Origin of the sequence: Segatella bryantii (assembly GCF_022024215.1) — a bacterium.
Classification (GTDB): Bacteria; Bacteroidota; Bacteroidia; order Bacteroidales; family Bacteroidaceae; genus Prevotella; species Prevotella bryantii.
In genome coordinates, this window is sequence record NZ_CP091798.1 from 2,150,001 (window position 1) to 2,176,291 (window position 26,291).

The 26,291-nt window shown below is 38.9% G+C and carries 24 protein-coding genes and 1 rRNA gene (1 of these 25 only partly in view); 17 read left to right on the plus strand and 8 right to left on the minus strand.

Annotated features, from left to right (window positions below):
• Positions 1 to 1,492 (minus strand): 16S ribosomal RNA (locus tag L6471_RS13215) (it extends 38 nt beyond the left edge of the window).
• A gap of 1,446 nt (positions 1,493 to 2,938) precedes the next feature.
• Between L6471_RS13215 and L6471_RS13220 the strand changes: the two genes are divergently transcribed.
• The 12 genes from L6471_RS13220 to L6471_RS13275 all read left to right on the plus strand — a co-directional run bounded on the left by L6471_RS13220 (position 2,939) and on the right by L6471_RS13275 (position 15,208).
• A complete protein-coding gene (locus L6471_RS13220; RefSeq protein WP_006281547.1) occupies positions 2,939 to 3,655 on the plus strand; it encodes a Bax inhibitor-1/YccA family protein in 717 nt (238 codons plus the stop codon).
• Positions 3,656 to 4,007: 352 nt separating this feature from the next.
• Positions 4,008 to 4,484: an arginine repressor gene (gene argR / locus L6471_RS13225; protein ID WP_094448400.1), complete on the plus strand. Its 477-nt coding sequence runs from the start codon at positions 4,008 to 4,010 to the stop codon at positions 4,482 to 4,484.
• A gap of 35 nt (positions 4,485 to 4,519) precedes the next feature.
• Complete coding sequence (locus L6471_RS13230; protein ID WP_006281549.1) at positions 4,520 to 5,122, plus strand: GNAT family N-acetyltransferase; 603 nt, start codon at positions 4,520 to 4,522, stop codon at positions 5,120 to 5,122.
• 58 nt (positions 5,123 to 5,180) lie between these two features.
• The gene (locus tag L6471_RS13235; protein WP_237797439.1) at positions 5,181 to 6,383 is read left to right on the plus strand and encodes an argininosuccinate synthase; all 1,203 of its coding nucleotides are present in this window, start codon (positions 5,181 to 5,183) and stop codon (positions 6,381 to 6,383) included.
• A gap of 44 nt (positions 6,384 to 6,427) precedes the next feature.
• Positions 6,428 to 7,429: an N-acetyl-gamma-glutamyl-phosphate reductase gene (argC, locus tag L6471_RS13240; protein ID WP_006281551.1), complete on the plus strand. Its 1,002-nt coding sequence runs from the start codon at positions 6,428 to 6,430 to the stop codon at positions 7,427 to 7,429.
• A 2-nt stretch (positions 7,430 to 7,431) separates the two neighbouring features.
• The gene (locus L6471_RS13245; protein ID WP_006281552.1) at positions 7,432 to 8,574 is read left to right on the plus strand and encodes an aspartate aminotransferase family protein; all 1,143 of its coding nucleotides are present in this window, start codon (positions 7,432 to 7,434) and stop codon (positions 8,572 to 8,574) included.
• A 1-nt stretch (position 8,575) separates the two neighbouring features.
• Positions 8,576 to 9,361, plus strand: coding sequence for a pyrroline-5-carboxylate reductase (gene proC, locus L6471_RS13250; protein WP_006281553.1), 786 nt, complete (start codon positions 8,576 to 8,578; stop codon positions 9,359 to 9,361).
• A 157-nt stretch (positions 9,362 to 9,518) separates the two neighbouring features.
• Positions 9,519 to 10,073 carry a helix-turn-helix domain-containing protein gene (locus L6471_RS13255; RefSeq protein ID WP_006281554.1) on the plus strand — a complete coding sequence of 185 codons (555 nt, stop codon included), beginning with the start codon at positions 9,519 to 9,521 and terminating at the stop codon, positions 10,071 to 10,073.
• 10 nt (positions 10,074 to 10,083) lie between these two features.
• The gene (locus L6471_RS13260; protein WP_094448403.1) at positions 10,084 to 11,769 is read left to right on the plus strand and encodes an AMP-binding protein; all 1,686 of its coding nucleotides are present in this window, start codon (positions 10,084 to 10,086) and stop codon (positions 11,767 to 11,769) included.
• Between the two features lie 56 nt (positions 11,770 to 11,825).
• Positions 11,826 to 12,896 carry a glutamate 5-kinase gene (gene proB / locus L6471_RS13265; RefSeq protein ID WP_074547951.1) on the plus strand — a complete coding sequence of 357 codons (1,071 nt, stop codon included), beginning with the start codon at positions 11,826 to 11,828 and terminating at the stop codon, positions 12,894 to 12,896.
• 34 nt (positions 12,897 to 12,930) lie between these two features.
• Positions 12,931 to 14,178, plus strand: a complete 1,248-nt coding sequence (locus L6471_RS13270) for a glutamate-5-semialdehyde dehydrogenase (RefSeq protein WP_094448404.1) — start codon at positions 12,931 to 12,933, stop codon at positions 14,176 to 14,178.
• 34 nt (positions 14,179 to 14,212) lie between these two features.
• Positions 14,213 to 15,208 (plus strand): Rossmann-fold NAD(P)-binding domain-containing protein, encoded by a 996-nt coding sequence (locus tag L6471_RS13275; RefSeq protein ID WP_027453154.1) that lies wholly within the window; start codon positions 14,213 to 14,215, stop codon positions 15,206 to 15,208.
• Positions 15,209 to 15,291: 83 nt separating this feature from the next.
• Here L6471_RS13275 and L6471_RS13280 read toward each other — a convergent pair whose 3' ends face one another.
• The 5 genes from L6471_RS13280 to rpmH form a co-directional block, all read right to left on the minus strand.
• Positions 15,292 to 16,440 (minus strand): 1-acyl-sn-glycerol-3-phosphate acyltransferase, encoded by a 1,149-nt coding sequence (locus tag L6471_RS13280; RefSeq protein ID WP_027453155.1) that lies wholly within the window; start codon positions 16,438 to 16,440, stop codon positions 15,292 to 15,294.
• Positions 16,441 to 16,449: 9 nt separating this feature from the next.
• Complete coding sequence (locus L6471_RS13285) at positions 16,450 to 17,445, minus strand: D-alanine--D-alanine ligase (RefSeq protein ID WP_006281560.1); 996 nt, start codon at positions 17,443 to 17,445, stop codon at positions 16,450 to 16,452.
• A gap of 16 nt (positions 17,446 to 17,461) precedes the next feature.
• On the minus strand, positions 17,462 to 18,520 hold the full coding sequence (locus L6471_RS13290) for an RluA family pseudouridine synthase (RefSeq protein WP_006281561.1): 1,059 nt from the start codon (positions 18,518 to 18,520) through the stop codon (positions 17,462 to 17,464).
• A 2-nt stretch (positions 18,521 to 18,522) separates the two neighbouring features.
• Positions 18,523 to 19,230: a PASTA domain-containing protein gene (locus L6471_RS13295; protein ID WP_006281562.1), complete on the minus strand. Its 708-nt coding sequence runs from the start codon at positions 19,228 to 19,230 to the stop codon at positions 18,523 to 18,525.
• Between the two features lie 105 nt (positions 19,231 to 19,335).
• Entirely contained in the window at positions 19,336 to 19,491 is a 156-nt protein-coding gene (gene rpmH / locus L6471_RS13300) for a 50S ribosomal protein L34 (protein WP_006281563.1), read from the minus strand.
• A 257-nt stretch (positions 19,492 to 19,748) separates the two neighbouring features.
• On the opposite strand from rpmH, the gene efp reads away from it, so the two are divergent.
• The 5 genes from efp to L6471_RS13325 all read left to right on the plus strand — a co-directional run bounded on the left by efp (position 19,749) and on the right by L6471_RS13325 (position 23,314).
• Positions 19,749 to 20,315, plus strand: coding sequence for an elongation factor P (gene efp / locus L6471_RS13305; protein ID WP_006281564.1), 567 nt, complete (start codon positions 19,749 to 19,751; stop codon positions 20,313 to 20,315).
• 72 nt (positions 20,316 to 20,387) lie between these two features.
• Entirely contained in the window at positions 20,388 to 21,425 is a 1,038-nt protein-coding gene (locus L6471_RS13310; RefSeq protein WP_094448405.1) for a glycosyltransferase, read from the plus strand.
• Between the two features lie 21 nt (positions 21,426 to 21,446).
• Entirely contained in the window at positions 21,447 to 22,139 is a 693-nt protein-coding gene (radC, locus tag L6471_RS13315) for a RadC family protein (RefSeq protein WP_094448406.1), read from the plus strand.
• Between the two features lie 73 nt (positions 22,140 to 22,212).
• Positions 22,213 to 22,533, plus strand: coding sequence for a metal-sulfur cluster assembly factor (locus L6471_RS13320; protein WP_006281567.1), 321 nt, complete (start codon positions 22,213 to 22,215; stop codon positions 22,531 to 22,533).
• A 13-nt stretch (positions 22,534 to 22,546) separates the two neighbouring features.
• Complete coding sequence (locus L6471_RS13325) at positions 22,547 to 23,314, plus strand: UDP-2,3-diacylglucosamine diphosphatase (protein WP_006281568.1); 768 nt, start codon at positions 22,547 to 22,549, stop codon at positions 23,312 to 23,314.
• Positions 23,315 to 23,826: 512 nt separating this feature from the next.
• Here the strand turns inward: L6471_RS13325 and L6471_RS13330 are convergent.
• Entirely contained in the window at positions 23,827 to 24,873 is a 1,047-nt protein-coding gene (locus tag L6471_RS13330; RefSeq protein ID WP_006281569.1) for a sugar kinase, read from the minus strand.
• A gap of 180 nt (positions 24,874 to 25,053) precedes the next feature.
• Positions 25,054 to 26,256, minus strand: coding sequence for an acetate kinase (locus tag L6471_RS13335; protein WP_006281570.1), 1,203 nt, complete (start codon positions 26,254 to 26,256; stop codon positions 25,054 to 25,056).
• Positions 26,257 to 26,291: the final 35 nt, after the last annotated feature.

Sequence of the window (26,291 nt, forward strand, 5' to 3'; positions counted from 1 at the left end):
CTTGTTACGACTTAGCCCCAATTACCAGTTTTGCCCTAGGCCGACCCTTGCGGTCACGGACTTCAGGCACCCCCGGCTTTCATGGCTTGACGGGCGGTGTGTACAAGGCCCGGGAACGTATTCACCGCGCCATGGCTGATGCGCGATTACTAGCGAATCCAGCTTCGTGAGGTCGGGTTGCAGACCTCAGTCCGAACTGGGACCGGCTTTCTTGATTAGAATGACCTTACGGGCATCCGACTTTCTGTACCGGCCATTGTAACACGTGTGTAGCCCCGGACGTAAGGGCCGTGCTGATTTGACGTCATCCCCACCTTCCTCACACCTTACGGTGGCAGTGTCTCCAGAGTGCCCAGCTTGACCTGATGGCAACTGAAGAGAAGGGTTGCGCTCGTTATGGCACTTAAGCCGACACCTCACGGCACGAGCTGACGACAACCATGCAGCACCTTCACAGATGTCCCGAAGGAAGTCACTATCTCTAGATCCGTCATCTGCAATTCAAGCCCGGGTAAGGTTCCTCGCGTATCATCGAATTAAACCACATGTTCCTCCGCTTGTGCGGGCCCCCGTCAATTCCTTTGAGTTTCACCGTTGCCGGCGTACTCCCCAGGTGGGATGCTTAACGCTTTCGCTTAGCCACTCACCCCGAAGGGCAAACAGCGGGCATCCATCGTTTACCGTGCGGACTACCAGGGTATCTAATCCTGTTCGATACCCGCACTTTCGAGCTTTAGCGTCAGTAACACTACAGCGAGCTGCCTTCGCAATTGGAGTTCTTCGTGATATCTAAGCATTTCACCGCTACACCACGAATTCCGCCCGCTTCCTGTGCACTCAAGTCTGGCAGTTCGCGCTGCAGTGCCCAGGTTGAGCCCGGACATTTCACAACACGCTTACCAAACGGCCTGCGCTCCCTTTAAACCCAATAAATCCGGATAACGCCCGGACCTTCCGTATTACCGCGGCTGCTGGCACGGAATTAGCCGGTCCTTATTCGTAGGGTACATGCAAATAACCACACGTGGCTAACTTTATTCCCCTAAAAAAGCAGTTTACAACCCATAGGGCCGTCATCCTGCACGCTACTTGGCTGGTTCAGACTTCCGTCCATTGACCAATATTCCTCACTGCTGCCTCCCGTAGGAGTTTGGACCGTGTCTCAGTTCCAATGTGGGGGACCTTCCTCTCAGAACCCCTACTGATCGTCGGCTAGGTGGGCCGTTACCCCGCCTACTACCTAATCAGACGCATCCCCATCCATAAGCGATAAATCTTTATTCCATCTCAGATGTCTTCAATGGAAACCATAGGGCATTAATCTTACTTTCGCAAGGCTATTCCCTACTTATGGGCAGGTTGGATACGCGATACTCACCCGTGCGCCGGTCGTCATCAAAGAAAGCAAGCTTTCTTCATGTTACCCCTCGACTTGCATGTGTTAAGCCTGTAGCTAGCGTTCATCCTGAGCCAGGATCAAACTCTCCATTGTAAAATATCTTTAAATATCTATAGAATAGATGATTTGTCTCTGTTTCAAGGACGCTTATCCTTTTATTGAAGTCGGTTTAAAGCCTGGACAAAAACTAAACTTGACGGTTCGTTTTTGTTACCCATTCACACATATCTATAATATGTGAACGCTTCTTGTACTACTTCTCTGTCTATGTAATCTTTTCAAAGAACTCTTTCTCTTAAGCCTCGTAACCAACGTTATTTGGCTGCTTCCGTTTGTTTGAAAGCGAGTGCAAAGATATACAAAATATCCATAACCTCCAAATGTTTTCAAGAAAAAATTGCAAAAAACTAAGATTTTGCGCATTCTTTGACAATAAAAGCTTAATTCCGTGGACGTACACATTATAATATATAAAGAGAATAATATTTTATAATAGAGAGAATAATATTAAAAGAAAAAGAATGAGGTATATCTATAATTAAAGGAAGATAAATTTTAAGCCTCCCCTCTCCCACAAATTATACGAGTATTGGCAGTTATGCATGCATGTATTCATTGATTGCTCTTGCCTTACATCCGTCACCATCGGAAACAGCGTGATGAAACTGGTTGACACCGCTTACTACACTCCCCGACATATTTTACAGTATCAGCCTACTTTTAACATTGTTAGATATATACCACTACGACATGTACAACAAAAGAACCGATTTGAAATTTACGGACAAGAACCCTCATGAGGTTTGCGTATTTGAAATTGCCAGAATGAAATGCCTCAAATACGTGAATTTTGAAGAATTTTCGTATCTATCTGAATATCAACAAGTTACACATTTAACGTTTCTTTGGTTCAAGAAATGGGCGCCAAAACCCCAGCTCCTAGGGGTCGAAAGCTTAGGGTTGATGCGATAAGGTCATAGAGTTTAGCGAACAAAGTCTTAGGTTTCGACCCCCAGGAGCTGGGGTTTTGGCGGGAGAGAAAATCGAGGGGAAGAAAAAAGACCAAACAGGCTGATCAAAAGTTGATTTTTTCGAGCTAGATAACGATTTTTGAAAACACTGTTTTTTGATAAATTATTTGACAGTCAAACCATTACAAGTAGGAAAAATCAACAGACGTTCCGATACGTATCGATGTGACAGAATTCTGTGTATCTATGGCATTTGTACATCCTATTCAGAAACCCTCATAAGATTTGAAAAACTGAAAATAATTATGCTTATATACATTTCCCTCACATTTTTAAATCCTTTTGCATAGCCTTTACCACTTTTTCGTAGACTATCTAAAACTGCACAAACATACTTATTAAAGATAACAGTTCAACAAAAGAAGACAAAATCTTCTCTTACTATTATCTATAAAAAGAACGCAATTTGATTAAACAATCGCTAAAAAGCCCCCAAAAACTTGTTTTATAACAAACTTGGCATTATCTTTGCGCTTGATGAAATTGATACAAACTAAAAATAATAATTATGAAAGAAAAAGAACTTTATCGAATGATAAATGAAAGAAGCTGGAATGTTTCTTTAGCATTTCCTGCATTAATGCGCAAAGTATATATTTGGATGACTTTGGCTCTTGTCATTACCGCAGTAACTGCATATGGCGTTGCTACCAGTCCAGCCCTCATGACAACCATATTTACCAATAAAATATTATTTTTTGGTCTCATCATTGCAGAATTAGCTTTAGTATGGGGTATATCAGGAGCAATCAATCGCTTATCACTAGCAACTGCCACCCTTATGTTTATTGCATATTCCGTAATAAATGGTGCCACATTGTCAGTAATCTTTGCAGCCTTCTCTACCACTGCCATAGTCAAGACCTTTGTCGTAACAGCTGGTACATTTGGTACAATGTCTCTTGTCGGCTATTTCACTAAGAAAGATTTGACCTCAATGGGCAAATTACTATTCATGGCCCTAATCGGTATCATCATTGCAACCATCGTAAACATGTTTATAGCAAGTTCTGGATTAGACCTAATCATCAGCTATCTTGGAGTTCTGATATTTGTGGGGTTAACCGCCTACGACACGCAGAAAATTAAGCATATGCTATCCATGGCACCCGATGCAAGCGAACAAATGCAGAAATATGCATTATTAGGATCACTCACGCTATATCTAGACTTTATCAACCTCTTCCTGTATTTATTAAGAATATTCGGTAGCAACCGCAACTAAGTAAATAATAATAAACACCAAAGGCGCCTTCCTACGGAAGACGCCTTTTTCATTTATATATAAAGCTATATCACTACAGCTAAATGAAGTATCATAGAACGGTTGGCAAAGGTAGTGAATTATTTTGAGATAATCTAATTTTATTCTGCTTTTCTTATTATTTCTTTAAAACATTCACTAAAAAGAAAATTTATTCATATAACTAAATATACAAAAACCACTGTATCTATACACAAAATATACAAATAACCTTAAAAACTAAAGCTTTTGAGTAATTTTTATGCAAAAACTCTTGCAGATAAATACAAAAATTTCTATTTTTGCAAGCGAAAATAGAATAAAAATACAACGTATGAAAGTTAAGAACGCTAGAATGGAAGCCCTGAAGATGTTAATATCTAGTCAGGAATTAGGAAGTCAGGAAGAAGTATTAAAAGCTTTAGCTAAAGAAGGCTTTAAGTTGACCCAAGCAACATTGAGTCGCGACTTAAAGCAACTCAAAGTTGCCAAAGCAGCTAGCATGAATGGCAAGTATGTATATGTACTCCCTAACGAAACCATGTACAAGCGTATATCTAATCCACAATCTGTTACAAAAATGTTACAGTCTCCAGGATTTTTATCCATTGTTTTCTCTGGTAATTTAGGAGTCATCAAGACTCGTCCTGGTTATGCAAGTAGCATCGCTTATAATATTGACAATAGTGACGTGACAGAAATTTTAGGTACAATTGCAGGAGACGATACTATTTTTATTGTCAAAAAAGAGAATATATCTGAAAAGGCCGTAATGGACAAGCTCAGTTCTGTCATTGACGGAATGAACTAAAAGACTTTAAAAGAACAAATTATAAAGTAATAATAATGGAAGAGATTGAAGTAATGGTTGCTGATGCTTCCCACGAGAAGTATGTAGACACCATTTTGGAGACAATGGCATCTTCCGCTAAGGACCGTGGCACAGGTATAGCCAAGCGTTCTCACGAATATGTCACTACCAAGATGAAAGAAGGTAAAGCCGTCATAGCTTTATGCAATGGTAAATTTGTAGGTTTCAGCTACATCGAGACATGGGGCAATAAGACTTATGTAACGACATCTGGTCTTATCGTTAATCCTGCTTTTAGAGGTCGTGGTGTAGCTAAACGCATTAAGAATGTAACCTTCACACTGGCTCGTGTACGATGGCCAGAAGCAAAAATCTTCTCTCTCACCTCAGGATCAGCTGTCATGAAGATGAATACTCAACTTGGGTATTTACCAGTTGTATTCGGTGACTTGACAGACGACGAATCATTCTGGCGTGGATGTGAAGGTTGTATCAACCATGACATTCTACAACGAACCGAAAGAAAATTCTGTATTTGTACAGGAATGATGTACAATCCAGCAGATCATCCAAACGAGACACTGCCTATCCAGCTTTCAGAAAAGACTCTCGAGCGTCTTAAGAAACTAGGTAACTGATACCAGAAGAGAACATCATACTTATATTAATTTTCAACACAAATTTATCGTATATATTATGGCTAAAAAGAAAGTAGTTGTCGCTTTTTCAGGCGGACTAGATACATCATATACAGTTATGAAACTTACTCAAGATGGTTGGGACGTATATGCAGCATGCGCTAACACGGGTGGTTTCAGTGAAGAACAACTGAAGGTAAACGAAGAAAATGCTTATAAGCTTGGAGCTGTTAAGTATGTAACTCTCGACGTAACTCAAGAATATTATGAAAAGAGCCTGAAATACATGATTTATGGTAATGTAATGCGTAATAATTGCTACCCTATTTCAGTATCATCAGAACGAATTTTCCAAGCTATTGCCATTGCACGCTATGCTAATGAGATTCAGGCAGATGCTATCGCACATGGTTCTACAGGCGCTGGCAACGACCAAATACGCTTCGATATGACCTTCCTTGTAATGGCTCCAGGAGTAGAAATCATTACATTAACTCGAGATCAAGCACTTAGCAGAAAAGAAGAAGTAGACTACCTGAATGATCATGGCTTCTATGCAGATTTCACAAAACTCAAGTATTCATACAATGTAGGTATTTGGGGTACAAGTATCTGTGGTGGCGAGATTCTTGATCCAACCCAGGGTCTGCCAGAAGAGGCATATCTCAAGCATGTTACCAGTGATAAAGCCGAAGAAGAATTGAAAATTACATTCAAAAATGGCGAAATCACTGCTGTGAACGGTGAAGAATTTGAAGACAAAATTAAGGCCATACAGAAAATAGAAGAGATTGGTGCCTCTTATGCCATCGGCCGTGATTGTAATGTTGGTGATACTATTATCGGTATTAAGGGCCGTGTGGCATTTGAAGCAGCAGCTCCAAAACTGATTATCGAAGCTCACCGTTTACTAGAGAAAAGTACATTGAGTAAATGGCAGCAGTATTGGAAAGACCAAGTAGCCAATTGGTATGGTATGTTCTTGCACGAAAGTCAATATCTAGAACCGGTGATGCCAGATATAGAAGCATTCCTGACCAGTTCACAACGCCATGTGAACGGAACTGCTATCTTGAAACTTCGCCCTTACAGTTTTCAAACAGTAGGTGTAGACTCAGATGACGACCTGACCAAGTCAAAACTTGGCGAATATGGCGAGATGAACCACGGTTGGACTGCAGACGATGCCAAAGGCTTTATCAAGCTGAGTGCTACTCCACTTCGAGTATTCTACGGAATGCATCCAAACGAAAGAAAATAAAAAGATTATCATATCTAAAGATTATTAAGCCATAACATATCCCAATGATAAAAGTAGGAATATTAGGAGCAGCAGGATACACAGGCGGAGAACTCATTCGTCTATTGCTAAACCACCCAGAGGTAGAAATCGTTTTTGCTAACAGTGGTAGTAATGCCGGAAATCCTGTTACCGATGTACACGAAGCCCTCTACGGTGATACAGATATGAAGTTTACAGACGAACTTCCTTTTGATAAGGTTGATGTCATCTTCTTCTGTTTCGGCCATGGCAAGAGTGAAGCTTTCATGAAGGAGCATAAAATACCAGCTAATGTTAAAATTATTGATTTAGCTCAGGATTTTCGACTGGCACCTAAGGAAGTGGTAAATACCATGCAACCAACCGCAGAAATTCATGACTTCGTATACGGTTTACCAGAAATAAATGAATCAAAAATAGCCACAGCTCAGCATGTAGCCAATCCGGGATGTTTTGCAACATGCATCCAACTCGGATTGCTGCCTGCAGCAAGCATGAATCTCATCGACAAAGATGTAGCTGTAAATGCTATTACTGGCAGCACAGGAGCTGGGCAGAAGCCAGGATCAACAACTCATTTCTCTTGGCGCAACAATAATCTTAGCATCTATAAGGCTTTCAAGCATCAGCATATTCCTGAGATTCGTGAAAGTCTGACACAAGTACAGGGTCATCTTGAAGCCTCTATCGACTTCATACCGTATCGCGGTGACTTCACGCGTGGTATTTTCGCTACAGAAGTAGTTAAGACAGATAAACCACTTGAGGAAATTATAGCTGGATATAAGGCTTTCTACAAGGATGCAAAGTTTACACATTATATAGACAAGCCTCTTGATTTAAAGCAAGTGGTTAATACCAACAAAGCATTGGTACACTGCGACAAGATTGACGATAAATTATTAATTACCTCCTGCATCGATAATCTGCTAAAAGGTGCAGTTGGTCAGGCTGTACAAAACATGAACATCATGTTCGGCATCGACCAGACAGCAGGATTAAAACTTAAAGGTTCAGCATTCTAAATATGAAACTATTTGATGTTTATCCACTTTTTGACGTTAATATCGTCAAAGGCAAAGGTTGCAACGTATGGGACGATAAAGGTCAAGAATATCTTGACCTTTATGGTGGTCATGCTGTAATCAGTATCGGACACTGTCATCCTCACTATGTAGAAATGATGACAAATCAACTCAATAAGCTAGGCTTTTATTCCAATTCCGTCATCAATAAACTGCAGCAACAAGTTGCAGAACGTCTTGGCAAAATCAGTGGTTACGAAGACTACCAGTTCTTCTTGATTAACTCAGGAGCCGAAGCCAACGAAAACGCATTAAAATTAGCCTCATTCACCAATGGCAGACGACGTGTATTATCTGCAGAAAAAGCATTTCACGGCCGTACATCTCTTGCTGTAGAGGTAACTAATAATCCTAAAATTATTGCCCCAATCAACGATAATGGTCTTGTAACCTATCTTCCACTCAACGATTTGGAAGCATGGGAAAAAGAACTAGCCAAGGGTGATGTATGCGCTTGTATTATCGAATGTATTCAAGGTGTCGGCGGCTGCAATATGGTAAACAAAGATTTTGCCCAAGGATTACAAGCAGCTTGTAAGAAATATGGCACATTCCTGGTATGCGATGAGATACAATGCGGCTATGGTCGTACAGGAAAATTCTTCGGTCATCAGTGGCTGGATATCAAACCAGACCTGATTACTGTAGCTAAAGGTATCGGCAACGGATTTCCTATGGGCGGTGTACTCATTTCTCCAGAATTCGAACCTGTATATGGTCGCTTGGGAACAACTTTTGGTGGTAACCATCTGGCATGTACCGCAGCTTTGGCCGTACTCGATGTATTCGAAAAAGAAAACCTTGTAACCAACGCAAATGAGGTAGGAGAATATTTTATACAACAGCTCAAGGAATTACAGAAAGAAAACAGTCATATCACTGAGATTCGTGGAAAAGGCCTAATGATTGGTATTGTTTTGGACATTCCACATAAAGAAATACGCTCAAAACTCATCTACGACGAGCACTGCTTTACTGGTTGTGCATCAACCAATATCCTTAGAATTTTACCACCATTGTGTCTGACCAAGGCCAATGTTGACGATTTCATGAATAAATTCAAGAAAGTATTAGCAACTATATAAAATGAAGATTACTATCATTGGTGCCGGTGCCATGGGTGGAGCACTTGCCGAAGGCCTACTGAAATCAGAAGATTTCAAACCTTCAGATATAAGCGTTTCTAATCCACACGCCGACAAACTAGAAAAATTCAAGAAATTAGGTGCCAACACGACAACCAACAATATCGAAGCTATACAAGGCGCAGACTACATCGCTATCGTAGTTAAGCCATGGCTAGTAGAGCATGTCATCAATGAGATAAAGTCTACACTTGATTATCAGAACCAGACAATCCTTAACATGGCAGCAGCAATACCTTCAGAGCAACTTCGAAAATGGTTGGATAAAGATGGCGACCAGCCTACCCTGCTGCAAGTTATACCCAATATCGCTATAGCTGTAAAATCTTCAATGACTTTCATTGCCCCATGCGATTGCGAAGAAGAAAAGATAAAAGAAACCGAAGCGATATTTAAAAGCGTTGGCCAAACCGTTGTTACCGACGAACAGCATCTTGGTGCAGGAACATCGTTAGCCAGTTGCGGTATAGCTTATGCCATGCGTTATTTCAGAGCAGCATCAGAAGGTGGTGTAGAACTAGGATTCAAAGCAGATGTCGCAAAAGACATTGTCTTACAGACCGTAAAGGGAGCAGTAGATTTACTGCAAGCTAATGGAAACCACCCTGAAGCCGAAATAGACAAAGTTACAACTCCTGGTGGCTTGACCATCAAAGGATTAAATGAAATGGAGCATGCCGGCTTTACATCTGCTGTTATCAGAGGATTAAAAGCTGGATTAAAATAAACTTTAAAGAGTTTTTCTAAAATGCTGCACATGATAAATACCAATGTGCAGCATTTTAGATTTTATTACAAATACAAATAAGAAAACAATCTGCCGAAAACAAAAGTAGAAGTTTTTTTTGTACTTTTGAAGACGATTATTTTAAAACAATTAACTTATGGAAGAATCTATAAAACTAATTGGAGAACGATTGAGAGGCCTTCGTGAAGTTCTCGACATTCCTGCAGAAGAAGTTGCAGAACTATGCGAAATCAGCTTAGATCATTATCTTAAAATAGAAGCAGGAGAAGCTGACCCTTCTGTATATCGTCTTTCAAAAATATCAAAAAGATACGGAATAGATCTTGATGTTCTACTTTTCGGTGAAGAGCCACGTATGAATTCATACTACCTAACACGAAAAGGTCAGGGACAAGAAATTGACCGTGGAAACGATTATAAATATCAGACTCTTGCCGGTGGTTTTAAAGGGCGAAGAATAGATCCTTTCTACACTGTAGTAGACCCACTCCCAGGTGATAAGAACCATCGTAAGAATACACAGGATGGACATGAGTTCGACTATGTACTTAAAGGTACTCTGGAAATCACTATCGGTGAAAAAGTACTTGTACTTAAAGAAGGTGATACCATTTATTTTGATGGAAGGCAACCTCATTGTATGCGTGCCCTCAATGGAGAACAAGCTCATTTTCTATGTATTGTAATTTAAACTCAAACCAATGTTAGAAAGATTTTTAACGCAAACGAAGTTCACTTCAGAGGAAGACTTTAAAAAAAATTTTCATTTCAAAATAAATGAGAACTTCAATTTTGCCTATGATGTTATGGACGAATGGGCAAAAGAAGAACCTAACAAAATATGTTTGTTATGGACAAGTGAAAGAGGTGAAGAAGTAAAAACTACCTTTCAGGATTTTAAGGAACAAACAGATAAGACTGCAGCCTATTTTCTGAGTTTAGGCATACAGCGTGGCGACAAAGTCATGTTGATATTAAAAAGACACTATCAATGGTGGCTATGCATGATGGGGTTATGCAAAATCGGAGCCATTGCCATTCCTGCTACTCACATGCTCACCACAAAAGATATCGAATATCGCAACCAAAGAGCCAGCGTTAAGGCTATCATCTGCGTTAACGATGAATATGTAACAACTCAGGTAAAAAATTCATTAGCAGAAAGCCCTACCGTAAAAACACTGGTAGCAGTAAACTCCATGATAGAAGCGGACAAGCCTGTACCAGAAGGATTTCACAATTGGCACAAAGAATGGGAACAAGCTCCAGATTTCGAACGTCCTGCTAATGTGAATGAAAATGATGATACCATGCTGATGTATTTTACCAGCGGCACTAGTGGAGAACCTAAAATGGTAGCACACGACTATCTCTATGCACTAGGACACCTGACAACTGGTGTATACTGGCATAACCTGCAAGAAAAAAGTATTCACCTTACAGTAGCAGATACAGGTTGGGGCAAAGCCGTTTGGGGTAAATTATACGGACAATGGTTTGCTGGTGCTACCGTATTTGTATATGACCATGAGAAGTTTACTGCAGAAAAGATCATGAGAGCTATGGAGAAATATCATATCACTTCATTCTGTGCTCCACCTACCATATATCGCTTCATGATTCTAGAAGATTTCAGTAAATACGACCTTAGCAGTCTAAAATACTGTACTACTGCAGGTGAAGCCATGAATCCATCTGTAGAACAAAAGTTCTTTGAACTCACAGGAAATCACATCTATGAAGGATTTGGACAAACCGAAACTACTATGACTTTAGGTACTTTCCCGTGGACAAAACCTAAACCTGGAAGTATGGGAAAAATTAATCCTCAATACGATGTAAAACTGCTTCGACCTGACGGAACAGAATGTGAGGACGGAGAAAAAGGCGAAATCTGCATCAGTACCATCAAAAGTAAGCCAGTAGGACTATTCAAGGGCTACTATCGTGATGAAGAGAAAACATATCAGGCTTGGCATGACGGTATATATCATACTGGCGATATGGCATGGCGAGATGAAGAAGGCTATTTCTGGTTTGTAGGAAGAACAGACGATGTCATCAAAAGTTCAGGTTATCGCATCGGCCCATTCGAAGTAGAAAATGCACTGATGACTCATCCTGCAGTAGTAGAATGTGCTATTACCGGTGTACCAGATCCTATACGAGGCATGGTTGTTAAAGCAACAATAGTACTAAAAGACAATTATAAAGCACAGGCAGGACCAGAACTAATTAAAGAACTGCAGAATCATGTAAAACATGAAACTGCACCTTACAAATATCCACGTGTAATAGAGTTTGTAGACGAACTTCCAAAGACTATATCTGGAAAAATTCGTCGTGTGGAAATTCGCGCCAATGACGCAAAGAAAGACAAAAAATAAACCACTAGAGGTATGCTACAAAGGCATACCTCTCTATAAATTATAAGAGAGACAACATGAGTAGAATCGTAGTAAAGGTGGGCAGTAATGTTCTCACCAGGGATGACGGCAAACTGGATGTAACCAGAATGTCGGCTATCGTTGATCAAATCGTATGGCTGAAGAAAAATGGACATGAAATTATCCTCGTTTCTTCAGGAGCCATGGCTTGTGGCCGTAATGAACTGAAAGTAGAAAACAAACTTGATAGTGTAGAACAGCGACAACTCTTCTCTGCACTCGGACAAGTAAAATTAATAGGCCTTTATTACGATTTATTTCGTGAATTCAATATTCATGTAGGCCAGGTACTTACCATGAAAGAAAGTTTCTCCACCCGTGGTGAATATCTAAATCAGAGAGCCTGTATGAACGTAATGCTCAAAAATGATGTCATCCCTATCGTCAACGAAAACGATACTGTTAGCGTTACTGAATTAATGTTTACGGATAATGATGAACTTTCCGGCCTCATTGCTTCTATGATGGACTGCGACACTCTTATCATTTTATCTAATGTAGATGGCATCTACAATGGTGATCCGAAAGAGCCTCATACTCGCGTTATTCCAATGGTCAACTACGACCGGGATCTTGATGAATATATCCAAGAAACCAAAAGTGGATTTGGTAGAGGTGGTATGATTACAAAGACTCGTATCGCTCGAAAAGTAGCAGAAGAGGGTGTTCGCGTCATCATCGCCAACGGTAAGACTGAAAACATCTTAGTAGATCTGATAACCCATCCACAGGAAACGATGCATACAGAATTCCGTCCTAATCCTAACCCTACATCACAGGTTAAGAAATGGATAGCTCACAGCGAAGACTTTGCTAAAGGAAAGATTCATATCAACGCCAAAGCAGAAGAAATACTAAAAGGGAAAAAAGCTGCCAGTCTGCTATTAGTTGGTGTTACATCTATAGAAGGTGTATTTGAAGAAGGAGATATTATAAATGTAGTAGACGATAAAGATAAGGTCATAGCTGTAGGAAGAAGTAGTTACTCTTCTGAAGAGGCTATAAAACTTATCGGCGAACATGATATTAAACCGCTGATACACTATGACTACCTCTATATGGAATAAGAAATAATAAGTTACACTAGACAATCTCTCCCCTATGCAACTAGAAGAAATTTTCAAAAACGTAAAAGCTGCAAGTAAATCACTGACCCTCATCAAGGATGAAACTCGCAACGAAATATTACAAGCAGTAGCAGAAGCCATACTTGCTCACAAAGAAGAAATACTCGCAGCTAATCGAAGCGACCTTTCTCGTATGGACAAGAGTAATAAAGTATACGATCGTTTGCTTCTCAATGACAAACGACTGGAAGATATCGCTGCCGACATGCACCATGTCGCTACTCTTCCATCCCCTTTAGGTAAAACGCTTAAGGAAAAAACGCTTGAAAACGGCCTCAACTTAAAACGAGTAAGTGTACCTTTCGGCGTTATCGGCATGATATACGAATCACGCCCAAATGTAACTTTTGATGTATTCTCACTTTGCTTTAAAAGCGGAAATGCATGTATACTGAAAGGAAGCAAGGATGCTGATGATACCAATCGTGCTGAAGTTAAACTCATACACAACGTATTGAAGCAGTATCATATCAATACAAACGTTGTAGAGTTACTTCCTGCCACTCACGAAGCCACAGGCGAACTCCTCAATGCTGTAGGATATGTAGACCTTTGCATACCTCGAGGTGGTAAAAATCTTATCAAGTTTGTACAATCTACTGCCAAAGTTCCAGTTATCGAAACGGGTGCAGGTATCGTACACTGCTATTTTGACGAAGAGGGTGATTTAACAATCGGTAAAGATATCGTAGACAATGCGAAAACAAGGCGTCCAAGCGTATGCAACACCTTGGATACGCTAATTATTAATGAGAAGCGTTTACAAGATCTTCCAGAACTACTGAGTAAGGTAGAGACTAAAGGAGTAAGAATCTATGCTGATGCCCAAGCCTATAAAGCCCTCAAAGGAAAATATACCGATGACTTACTGGAAAAAGCTGACGAAGAAACATGGTCATACGAATCGATGAGTCTACAGATGGGCGTAAAAACTGTTGCTAACATCGATGAAGCTCTTGAGCATATCGCCAAATATGGAAGTGGACATAGTGAAAGTATCATAACCGAAGACCAAGACGCTCAGAAAAAATTCCAAACCCTAGTTGATGCTGCCTGTGTTTATGTCAACACACCTACAAGCTTTACAGATGGAGCACAGTTTGGTCTGGGAGCAGAAATTGGTATCAGTACACAAAAATTAGGTGCACGAGGCCCAATGGCCCTTGAAGAAATTACCACTTACAAATGGCTTATTACAGGGCATGGACAAATCCGTGCATAATTAATATAGAACTCATAAAAAAAGGAGAAATAACATGAAGTCATTTTTTAATGTACAAGACCTTGGCAATCTTGATACGGCGTTAACAGAAGCCTTAGAAGTAAAAAAGAATAGATTTGGTTATCAAGAATTGGGTAAAAACAAGACCCTATTAATGATCTTTTTTAATAACAGTCTTCGTACACGCTTGAGTACACAGAAAGCAGCCATGAACCTAGGCATGAATGTTATTGTACTTGATGTTAATGCCGGTGCTTGGAAACTTGAAACGGAACGTGGCGTTATCATGGATGGTGATAAAAGTGAACACTTACTGGAAGCAATTCCTGTTATGGGTAGCTATTGTGATCTTATAGGTGTACGTTCATTCGCAGGTCTTAGCAATCGCGAATATGACTACGCAGAGACAATAGTTAATCAGTTTGTAAAATACAGTGGTCGTCCAGTATTTGCAATGGAAACTGCTACCGTACATCCTTTGCAAGCTTTTGCAGATCTCATTACAATCCATGAGAAATGGGAAGAACTAAAGAGCAACCCTGCTACTGCACCAACCAAAAAACGTCCAAAGGTTGTCTTGACATGGGCTCCTCACTGCAAGGCTTTGCCTCAAGCTGTGCCAAACTCATTTGCAGAATGGATGAATGCTGCAGATGTAGATCTCGTTATTACACATCCGAAGGGATATGAATTGGACCCTAAGTTCGCAGGCAATGCGACCATAGAATATGACCAAAAGAAAGCATTGGAAGATGCAGACTTTGTCTATGCCAAGAACTGGAGTTGCCCTGGTGTCACTAATCCTGAAGACTATGGCAAGATCATAAATAAAGACATGAGCTGGACCATTGATACAGAACATATGAGCTGGACGAACAATGGATACTTCATGCATTGTCTGCCAGTACGCCGAGGGTTAATCGTAACCGATGACGTTATCGAGAGTAATCATAGCCTAGTTATCCCAGAAGCAGCTAATCGTGAAATCTCTGCCGAAGTAGTTATCAAACGTATGCTTGAAAGCCTGTAAAGGAAAAACATTCAATAATAGAATAAGGGTGTTGATGATTAAAAATCACCAACACCCTTATTCTATTATTGAATGCTAAAATTCTATTTTACTTTCTGCTGATTAATAACAGGATTAGCATACATTGTTAGCATACAATTTCTCAAGAAAGGAATATCCTTATTTTCTAGATCAATCTTTTCAAGCTGTTTATCCAAATACTTGTCAAATACAGCTTTCTCATCTGAAGTGTAGTACGATGCAAAATCGTTTGTACCATTCAACTCATCCAAAGCTACATAATTACCAGGATATAAACGATAATTCATGTAAATATCATGATCTATATGATCAGTAATTGCAGCATACAAGTCAGTCTTGGCTATATCAGCAGGTAAACTACGAAGCCACTCATCAAGACATGCTCCCGTATGATAATATACATGCCCCTTGTAACCGAATATACCCGTTTGCATACTAATCACATCATCCATAGGGCTTTTCTTCCATCCTTCTACATCACGTTTCAGCTGAAATTCTTTAGCCTTTAGGAAATCACAAGGATCATATTCATAACTGATAGAAGTTGGTACAAGATGAAGAGCCACCAGTCTATCGATAACAGAGCCTTCACCTCCCATAGCCATCATCTTCAAAATAGATTCCTGCGTACGGTCATTGCTATCCTTAGCACGTCCTTCACGCTGAGCAATCCAAATATTTTCCTTCTTTTGCTGAATGGCAAAATGCATATATTCACCTAAACGTTTGCTTGAAAGAAGCATCTGACGCATGGATAAGCTACGCTCCACGATGAAAGCTTTATTGACCCGCACTAAATCTTTCACCCATGGCAAAGATAATAAATTATCGCCTATAGCAATTTCACAAGTAGTCTTGAAACCTGCATCAACCATTGAAACATCAAGCAAAGCAGAATCAAGCACAATATCACGATGATTACTTATGAAAGTATAGTTACGAGTATTATCCAGTGCCTCAAAGTTAGACTCCAATCCCAAAGAAGCTTTACTCATCAAGTCCTTTAGGAAAGGATATACAAATTCCAACTGGAAATTGAGATTAGTCTTACATTTGCGAAGTTTATCGGCAATAAATTCTAGAGGAACCTTCGGATACAAATATGCTATAACATGCAGAAACTGTTCATTCGCAAGCAGCCTGTCATAAACCTCAGGAAGATCTTCCGGCTCCCAAGGACGGATTTGATCAAATTCTTTTGGGATAATCATTGTTAATACTTAAAATTGGTTTTCAACGATGTCTGAAAGAACATCCTTAATATCAAGACCAGCAGCACGAACTTGCTGAGGTATAAAACTGGTTACAGTCATACCAGGTGTGGTATTGATTTCGAGCATATTAATTTTATCATTACCATCAGCATCCTTAGAAATAATATAATCAATACGAATAATACCATTAGCATGAAGAATATCATAGATTCGGCTTGTCTCCGCAGCAACTTTTTCTGCTGTTTCCGGACTTAAACGAGCTGGAGTTATTTCTTTAACCTGACCATTATATTTGGCATTATAATCAAAGAACTCATTGTTAGTTACCACTTCGGTAGCAGGGAAGACAACAGTTTTATCTGCTGTTTTATAGATACCCTGAGAAATCTCAATACCATCCATAAAACCTTCTACCATAGCTTCACTACATTCCATGAATGCTACACGAAGAGCTGGAGCCAGCTGATCTGCATTTTTAACCTTTGAAACACCAAAACTAGAACCATCTGCAGCAGGCTTAACAAAGCAAGGCATACCTAAACGCGCAGCAATAGCCTCTTCATCAAATTCCTCATCACGTCTGATTAAAACACTATCAGCCACATTAACACCAAAGCCACGTAGGTAGTTGTTAAGAACATACTTATCAAAAGTCATAGCCTCAACCAAGACGCCACTTGTAGAATATGGAAGATGGATTAAATCAAAATATCCCTGAAGAGGACCGTTTTCACCAGGCTGACCATGAATTGTAATATATGCATAGTCGAATTTTATGACTTTACCATCCCTCATAAAAGAGAAATCGTTCTTATCAATAGGAGCGGTTTCACCATTATCAAAATTAACATTCCAACTCAGACCTTTAATATCGACAATATACACATTGTATTTTTCCTTGTCGAAGAAAGAATAAAGTCCTTCACCAGAACGCATTGAAACATCATGTTCAGAAGAATCGCCACCACAAACGATGGCAATGTTTCTCTTTAAATTTTCCATATTATATATACAACAATTAATCTACAAATGTATTCAGCGTAGTACCACTAATAAAATTACGCCATTTTTCAATAAGAGCAGAGAAGTCAGCAGGCCATTCTGACGTGAAATCCAACTGCTGCCCTGTACGAGGATGAATAAAGCCGAGTGTCTTAGCATGCAAAGCCTGTCGAGGACAAATTTTAAAGCAATTTTGAATATAAGCTTTATATGAACTACTACGCTGACCTCGTAGGACTTCATTTCCACCATACGTCTCATCAGCAAACAGCGGATGCCCAATATGCTTCATGTGCGCACGTATCTGATGGGTACGTCCAGTTTCCAAAATACACTCAATCAAGGTAGTATAACCAAATCGTTCCAACACTCGATAATGAGTTACTGCTGATTTACCAATACCACTGTCTGGTTCAAAAACCTTCATACGAAGACGATTTTTAGGATCACGGCCAATATTACCTTCTATCCGTCCCTCATCTTCAACAATATTTCCCCATACAAGAGCATTGTAACTACGATGTGTAGTCTTATTAAAGAACTGCTTACCCAAAGCACTCTTGGCTTCAGGAGTCTTTGCTACTACCAATAAGCCACTTGTATCCTTATCAATACGATGTACCAGACCGACCTCAGGATTATTCGCATCAAAAGATTCAAGATCTCTCAAATAATAAGCTATCGCATTAATTAAGGTACCCGTAAAATTGCCAGCACCTGGATGAACTACCATACCAGCTGCTTTATTAATAACCATAAGGTCATCGTCCTCATAAACCACATCAATTGGAATATTTTCAGCAACAATACTTGTATCATGCTTAGGATAATCGAGCATAAGGGTAATCACATCATTTGGACGCACCTTATAATTACTCTTAACAGGAGTGCCATTCACTTGAATAAAACCCGCATCAGCCGCATTTTGGATACGATTACGACTTTGGTATGGATTTTTCTCAGCTAAATATTTATCTATTCGAACAGGAGTCTGCCCTTCATCTACCTGCACCTTCCAATGTTCGAAAAGCTGCTGATCATCATCCTCTATATCATTGATTATATTTTCTATCATATCTATTCTGTTGAATTATTGTGACTTGACTGACCTCCCGAAGTTTCTTCGGCATCAGCCTCTGTTACTTCTTCAAACTCATCTTCATCAGAAGAGCCCCCCACAGGTTCCTCCTCAAACGGATTGCCAACCATATCAATAGAATCTGATGCATCACGCTGCCCATTACCGACCTGAATAATCAGAGTAGCCCCAACCGGTATACGATCACCAGCAACGACATGCCGTCCATTTACCAATATGCCATAAACCCAATCTTGCTCACCTGGAATAAACTGAGGAGCCCCAAGTTTAAAACCCATAGCAGTAAGTTTAGCCATAGCCTCACGTAAAGAACTATTATCAATTACATCGGGTAAAGCTAAAGAAGGAGTAGAGCTTGCATTAACCGTAACATATATAACATGTCCAGATTTTACCAACTCACCAGGAGCTGGAGACTGCTCCAAGATACAATCAGGTGGTAAGGTTTTGACATAGCCAGTATCAGAAACTTCAATTTTCAGACCAGCATTCTCAAGAATTTTCTCTGCATCTGCCCAGTTTTTATGCCTAATATCAGGTATTGCAATAGATTCACCATGATGTGTATAAGCATCTATACCAAATCTAACGCCTATACCCAATAAAATTACAACAACCAACATGGCCAGCAGGTTTCCCCAGAGATATTTACTTTTAAACTTACTTAAGAATTCTGATGATGTCATCTTATAAGATTATATATGATGCAAAAGTACAAAAAAAACAGAAAGAAGCAAAGATATACCTTTACTTCTTTCTGTTTTAATCAGTTTTCGTTAGAGAAACGAAAATTACTTTCCGTGATGCTCACTAGAAACTGTTAACTTCTTACGACCATGTGCACGGCGAGAAGCCAAAACGCGACGGCCGTTCTTTGTTGCCATACGTGCGCGGAAACCATGCTTGTTTACGCGACGACGATTGTGAGGCTGAAATGTTCTTTTCATTTTGTTTTTTATTTATTATTTATTTCTGTGCAAGGAAATGTGATGGCACACTACACCACCCAACTTTGGACTGCAAAATTACGCATTATTTTTGAAATAACAAAAAAATACATTGAAATTAGGCCAAATATTTATGTTTTTTTCGTGAATTCCTTGGGTTTTTGCCTAATTTACAGTAACTTTGCAACGTTTTTATGATACTAGTATAAAAACAAGGATTGATATAAAACAAATAAATATATAAAGTATATACTACAATGATTAATTCACAGGAAATCAAGATTGGTACTTGCATCCGCATGGATGGTGGTATTTGGAAATGTGTAGACTTCCAGCACAGAAAGCCAGGAAAAGGTAACACCGTAATGAACACCAAGTTAAAGAATGTATCTGATGGTCGCGTACTTGAGCGTACTTTCCAGGTTGGTTTCAAACTTGAAGATGTTCGCGTTGAGCATCGTCCATACCAGTATCTTTATGAAGATGCTACTGGTTACATTTTCATGAATCAGGAAACATTCGAGCAGATTCCTATTCCAAAGGAGCAGATTACAGGTGTTGAATTCATGAAGGAAGGTGACGTTGTAGACGTTGTTACCGATACAGAAGAAGGTACTATCCTGTCTGCAGAAATGCCTGTTAAAACTACTTTGAAGATTGTTTCAAGTGAACCAGGTGTAAAAGGTAATACTGCTACTAACGCTACAAAGCCAGCTACACTGGAAACAGGTGTTGAAGTTCGCGTACCATTGTTCATCAATGAAGGCGAAACTATTCAGATTGACACTCGTGACGGTAGCTACCTTGGTCGTGTATCTGAATAATCTTTTAATTCAAGCATATTGATGGGGGCGGACTTTATCCGCCCCTAACTTTTTACATTAACTACTGATATAATGAAATACTCTATCATCGTTCCTGTTTTTAATCGCCCAAATGAAGTGGAAGAACTTTTGGAAAGTCTAACTCATCAGACAATACAAAATTTCGAAGTCATCATTGTTGAGGATGGTTCACAAATACCATGCCACGACATTTGTAATCAATACAAGACGCAGCTAGATATTCATTATTTCATGAAAGAAAATTCTGGTCCTGGCCAAAGTAGAAATTTTGGAGCAGCAAGAGCACAAGGGGAATATTTATTAATCCTTGACAGCGATGTAGTATTGCCAGACAACTATTTGAAATCTGTAGACAACGAACTCCAACGTGAACCTGCTGATGGCTTTGGAGGTCCTGATTGCGCTCACCCATCTTTCACAGACACTCAAAAGGCTATATCCTACTCTATGACCTCATTTTTTACAACTGGTGGTATTCGAGGAGGAAAAAAGAAACTTGACAAATTTTATCCTCGCTCATTTAATATGGGAATTCGTAAAGAGGTCTATCAAGCACTTGGTGGATTCTCCAAAATGAGATTTGGCGAAGATATAGATTTTAGTATTAGAATTTACAAAGCAGGATACCAATGCCGATTATTTCCTGAAGCTTGGGTTTGGCACAAAAGAAGAACAGATTTCAAAAAGTTTTGGCGACAAGTATTCAACAGTGGCATAGCTCGAATAAATCTCTACAAGAAATACCCAGAAAGCCTTAAACTAGTACATTTACTACCTGCAGTATTCACTACAGGTATGATTACTTTAAGCCTAATAGCAATAATAGGGCTCATACTACTTATAACTACTGGTAATCACAACTTTCTGTGGGTATCCACAATTCCACTTATACCTATTATTCTTTATATTCTACTATTATTTATAGATTCAACTCTTCAGAACAAGAGCATAAAAATAGGCATGCTTAGTATCATTTCGGCCTATATACAGTTAGGAGGATATGGATGTGGCTTTATTCAAGCATGGTGGCAACGCTGCATCAAAAACAAGGGCGAATTCAGTGCTTACCAGAAAAATTTCTATAAATAGAAAAATTAAAGAAAGAACTAAATGTCCGAGAAACTATCTATTAATGAATGGGCCGAAGAAGATCGGCCACGTGAAAAGATGGAAAGGCTTGGTGCCGAGAATCTTTCCAATGCAGAATTATTAGCCATTCTTATAGGTTCTGGATCATCAAAAGAAAGTGCTGTCGATTTAATGAAAAGGGTTATGAACGACTGCAATAATAACCTGAACACTCTTGGCAAATTGTCACTCAATGACCTAGAAAAATATAATGGCTTAGGACCGGCAAAGTCCATTACTATACTTGCAGCTTGCGAGCTTGGCAAACGTAGGCAACGAGAAGAAGTAGAAAAAAAGACATCTCTCAACTGTGCAAGCGACATATATGAGTATATGCACCCAAGAATGCAAGATCTTGACGTTGAAGAAGCTTGGATTATCCTGATGAATCAGAACTATAAACTTATTAAAGCCATAAGGATATCACACGGTGGAATAAGCGAAACTGCTGTTGACATTAGAATCATCATGAAGGAAGCAATACTAAGCAATGCAACAGTATTAGCACTTAGCCACAACCATCCAAGCAATAATCCGAATCCAAGCAGACAAGACGACAGACTAACAGAACGAGTTATGAAAGCCTGCGATATCATGAGAATCTATTTCCTTGATCACGTAATTGTAACAGATGGAGTATACTATTCCTATCGTGAAGCACACCATATCATATAGAAATCATTGAAATTTTAAAAGCAAGAATCGTTTTCCAAAATAATAATGTATCTTTGCAGAAAAGTGATAAAGTATGACACAAGAAGAAAAAACAATTATTGAAGAACGAATCGTAGAAGTACTTAAGACCGTTTACGACCCAGAGATACCTGTAAACATATGGGATCTTGGAATGATATACAAAATAGACCTTCAGAATGACGGTATTCTGGATATTGACATGACATTTACAGCCCCTTCATGTCCTGCTGCCGATTTTATATTGGAAGATGTTCGCACAAAGGTAGAAAGTGTCGAAGGAGTAAAGGCTGCTAACGTAAATCTTGTTTTCGAACCAGCATGGGATCAAAGCATGATGAGCGAAGAAGCTAAAGTAGAACTAGGTTTTGCATAAATACAACAACACATTGAGAAAAAACGTTTACTTTTTAAGTGATGCGCATTTAGGATCACTGGCTGTGGAGCACAGACGCACACAAGAACGCAGATTGGTAAGATTTCTCGACAGTATCAAAGAGAAAGCTTCAGCTATTTACATGCTGGGCGACATGTTTGACTTTTGGAATGAATACAAATATGTTGTTCCTAAGGGATTTACGCGATTTCTCGGAAAAATCTCAGAATTGACTGACAATGGTGTAGAAATTCATTTCTTCACAGGAAATCATGACATTTGGATGTATGGTTATTTGGAAGAAGAGTGTGGTGTCATAGTTCACCATAAACCCATAACAACCGATATCTATGGTAAGATTTTCTTTCTTGCACATGGAGACGGACTAGGAGATCCTGATATTAAATTTCAAATTCTTCGCAAAATATTCCACAATTCTACATGTCAAAAACTATTTAATGCCATTCATCCACGCTGGGGAATTTCATTAGGACTCCACTGGGCAAAGCACAGCAGATTGAAACGACCTGACGGTAAAGAAGAACCATATAAGGGCGAGAATAAGGAAGATCTTATAAGATTTACCAAGCAATATATGCAAACTCATACCAACATTGATTACTTTCTTTATGGTCATAGGCATATTGAACTTGATTTAAAACTCAGTAAAAAGAGCAGAATGCTTATTTTAGGTGATTGGATTTGGCAATTTACTTATGCCGTTTTTGATGGAGAGCACATGTTCCTAGAACAATATGTCGAAGGTGAAAGTATACCATAAATTAATCAACATAATCCATTTAAAAAGCCTTGTCATCACGACAAGGCTTTCTTGCTTAAAGTTGATTTATTCGCATCAAACATCTATTATTCAAAACTTTATTTGTATTCTTTCGCTTGCAAAGATAATAAAAACAATATTAACCACCAAGAAAAAGAGAAAGAACAATAAGAAAAAATAAAAATAAAAAAGGACTGACTTTGCTTCCCAGCTAAATCAGCCCACGTACTAGTACTTTAAACTTTAATTAACTCAAGTAGTCTCTTACTTGCAGTCTTTACTTAAAAACCACAATATATCTTAATTCCGATACAAGTATCGAAATTTTTTCAAAGTCACAAAATTTAGTTGGATTTTATTTATTCTTAGCTTATAAAAGTTCTACAAAAATACAAATATTTTTCTTATTATACAAGAGTAAGAATCAAATTTTGACTTTTTTTTTATAAAACAACAAATAAAGGCAACAGTTTTTTACTGTTGCCTTATATAAATTATCTGTATAAAATTAATTATTCTACATCAAATTTGATAGGACCATTTGAATTCATGACGAGTTCTATTTCCTCTTCTGTATTTAAATTAAAGTCACCAGGAATGGTATTCTTTAATGAAGAAGCTGTCAAAGCAAAATCAAGACAACGCTGAGGGTCATCATTCCAATGTTGATAAGCATGCAAATAAGCAGCAATAAAGGCATCTCCCACACCCATAGGGTCTACAATAGGACTAATATCATAGATACGTGTAGTATAGAGTTTACCTTGTATATAAAGCATACCCGTAAGAGTATGATGTGTACTTGCTATCTGGTTACGTATAGCCATTACAAATATTTTACATTTTGGATACATCTCCTGTACCTTATCGAAATAAGCCTGATATTCATCTCTTTCTATTTCATAATTGGCATCCAGAGCTTTAAAAGGAATGGCAGGCATACCAGAAATCACCTCATATTCACCCTGATCACCAAAGATAATATCAGCCTTCTCTGCAAATATCTGCAAAACATCCTGAGCATCAGAACCAAATTTCCATAAATTCTTGCGATAATTTACATCAAAAGATATAGGAATACCAGCAGCTTTAGCTTTCTTGACAGATTCCCAAGTAGCATCCAAGGAATCACGACTAATAGCACAGCTAATACCAGAGAAATGATAGATAGCAGCATCACTGAAAGCCTTTTCCCAGTCTATCATTCCAGGCTTAATCGTATAAAAAGAAGAATCATTACGATCGTATACCACACTAGAGTTACGCATGGCTGCAGCTTCCTCAAAATAATAAGATCCCAAACGATCACCACCCCATATCATACTATCAGTATTGACATTATAATTACGGAGCGTCATTTGGATTGATTTGCCTAGAAGGTTATCAGGCAAGCGACTAATGTATTGCACATTGTCACCTAAAGTAGACAATGAAACAGCCACATTGGCTTCACTTCCACCAAAATTTTCAATAAATTCTCCTGGCTGAAATAAGCGTTTTCTGCCAAATTTAGAGAGTCTTAAGAGGACTTCACCAAAGGTTACAATTTTATTCTTCATTTGCGTAGTGTTTTAGTACTTAAAAAGTTGTTTGTTTGTAATTTGTTTTTGATTTGTTTGTCTTATAAAATATAGTTTTGTCTAGTGGTTGTTCCATGCTTTTTTTGAAAAGGATTCTCTACTTGCAAGAACGAAGAAGAGAATCCTTTATATAGTTAACGAAGTCGAACTTCGCAGTCATTACAACTTAGATACAAGTTCCTGAGTATCTCTTGCGATAACGATTTCCTCGTCAGTTGGGATAACAGCAACTTTAACCTTCGAATTAGCTGTAGAAATAACAGCTTCTTTACCATGAATACCAAGATTCACTTCTTTATCGAGCTCAACACCAAGGAATTCAAGTCCCTCTAAAGAGTACTGACGAATCTGAGCTTGATTCTCACCTACACCAGCAGTGAAGATGATAGCATCAACACCACCCATAGCAGCTGCATAAGAACCGATATATTTCTTGATACGATAGGTGTACATCTTAATAGCAAGCTGAGCACGCTTGTTGCCTGCAACTGAAGCGTCATAAACATCACGCATGTCGCTTGAAACACCACTAATACCAAGTAAACCACTCTCCTTATTAAGATAATCAGCCATTTCTTGTGGCTGCTTACCCAACTTATCCATAATATAAGTTACAGCAGAAGGATCGATATCACCAGAACGAGAACCCATCATAACGCCAGCCAATGGTGTTAGTCCCATAGAAGTATCCATCACCTTACCATTAACAACTGCAGAACAAGAAGCACCATTACCAATATGGCAAGTTACAATCTTAGAGTTGTTAGGATCGAGACCCAACATATCGATAGCACGCTTTGATACATAACGATGAGATGTACCATGGAAACCATAACGACGTACATGATACTTTTCATACACCTCGTAAGGGATAGCATAAAGATATGCATAATCAGGCATTGTACTATGGAATGCATTATCAAATACACAAACCTGAGGAGTACCAGGCATCAAAGCATCTACAGCACGGATACCTTTTAAGTGACCTGCATTATGTACAGGAGCCAAATCACACAATTCCTCTATACCTTCCTCTACACTTTGGTCTACAATGACAGACTGATTGTACTTATCACCACCCTGCACAATACGATGACCAACAGCGTCGATTTCCTTCAAATCTTTAATAGCACCAAACTCTTTATCAAGAAGGCATTTGAATACCAAGTTTACACCCTCTTTATGAGTAGGGAGTTCTGCATTAATCTGTTTCTTTTCTCCGTTTGGTAAAGTTACTTTAATAAAAGCACCATCGATACCAATACGTTCTACACCACCCTGAGCCAATACAGACTCGTTGGCCATATCATATAATTTATACTTGATTGATGAACTACCACAGTTCAATACAAGAATTTTCATCTATCTGATTTTTAAATTATTGAATTAGAGAAAAA